The sequence below is a fragment of the Streptomyces sp. NPDC037301 genome, assembly GCF_055602785.1.
Genome location: NZ_JBVJWD010000180.1, coordinates 1 through 1,434 on the forward strand (window position 1 = coordinate 1; position 1,434 = coordinate 1,434).

The 1,434-nt window shown below is 67.2% G+C and carries 1 protein-coding gene; it reads right to left on the reverse strand.

The features are described 5' to 3' along the window. Positions 1–293: 293 nt before the first annotated feature. Positions 294–1,193, reverse strand: coding sequence for a GNAT family N-acetyltransferase (locus ACZ7IB_RS49255; RefSeq protein WP_470921912.1), 900 nt, complete (start codon positions 1,191–1,193; stop codon positions 294–296). Positions 1,194–1,434 lie beyond the last annotated feature (241 nt).

The window sequence follows — 1,434 nt, forward strand, 5'->3', positions numbered from 1 at the left end:
GCGTCCCACGCAGTGACTTGGGCCACCTCAGCCGACCAATTCTCCATGACCGGCAATTACCCGACGCATCTGATCACCGAACTACAACTGAAGGGGCTAATACTCCAGCTGTAGATCGTGATCTTGCTGGTGGGGCTGGTCCGAGAAACGGGTGCGTCCACCGTTGATCACCGTGAGGTACGTGGACTGACGACGAGATGGTGGCCGCTGGCCACAGCGCAGATCCCGCATGTCGCTGACAAGGGGTCCGGACCTGCCCTCGGACCGGACCCCTCAGCGCGTGCTACTCCTCGCTAGGCCGCTTGGCCCGCCGGGTGGAAGTTGATGCGTTCACTGATGACGGGGAAGCCAGCCTTGGCAAAGTTCGCGGCCATGGGGAAGTTGCCCTTGTCCGTCGCTCCGCTGACGAACTCCGCGCCCTGCTCGACGAGGAGGTGGGTGCACTCCGCGAGGAGGTCGTAGGCGTAGCCGCGACCGCGCTGTTCCGGGACGACTCCGATGAAGCCGATGGTCGGGCCGGAGGGGTTCTGGGCCGGGATGTGGATGCCGGCCAGGTCGCCCTCCGGCGTGTGCGCGATCTGCCACCACTCCCGTGGGGAGGGGCACCAGTGGAAGAAGTCGAGTTCCTCCTGGGCGGCCTGGTCGAGGCCGCCCTCCTCGATGGCCCTGAGCGCGTGGGCGTCCAGGGTGACGGAGTGGATGCGGCGCAACGCGTCGAAGAATACGGTGTCGTCGGGTTCGGCGCTGAAGCGCAGGCGTCCGGGCCGCTCGGGCAGACCTCGCTCCGGGGTCCAGCGGTACAGGAAGCGTTCCACCAGGAGTTCGTACCCTGCGGCTCGTGCGGCGGCGAAGCGCGCCCCGGCGGCGGCGCGCAGGTCGGTCTTTTCCCGCCAGCCGCCGGGCAGGTTGATCTCCAGTTCGACCTGCCAGGGAGCGGAGCGCAGGAGTTCGGCCCCGGCCTCCTCCTCGCCCTCGGCCACGTCGAACCAGTTGATGTTGACGGGCTCCGAGTCGTCGGGGCCGCCCCACCACGCGCCGCGTGCGACGACCTCGCCGTCGCGCAGGGCGACGCGCTTCCAGTCGGGGCGGAACTGGGTACGCCGATGGCCTTCACGGGCGCCCAGGGGGTCGGGGAGTGCTTCGAAGAGATGAGCGTCGCTCGCGGAGAGCGCGCGGATGACCGGATCGGCCATGGATTCCTCCGGGATACAGGCTGCTTGGAGCGCTCCCGGTCAGAACTCACGAACCACGCCGGGACAGCGGAAGAGGGAGCGCTGGAAAGGTGTGAACCGCACGGCACTCGCCTCCTTCCATCCATCTCAGGGCGTGAAGCCACACACTAAGCCTCGATCCACCGAGTGACTCGCGTCCTGTGGATGAGGAAACGAGAAGAGGTGCCTGCTGACCTGCGATGATGGGAGTTCTGACGCTTCC

What these genes read in the sequence shown, in the direction of transcription:
- ACZ7IB_RS49255 (WP_470921912.1), bottom strand. Translation starts at nt 1,193, where the DNA reads ATGGCCGATCCGGTCATCCGCGCGCTCTCCGCGAGCGACGCTCATCTC.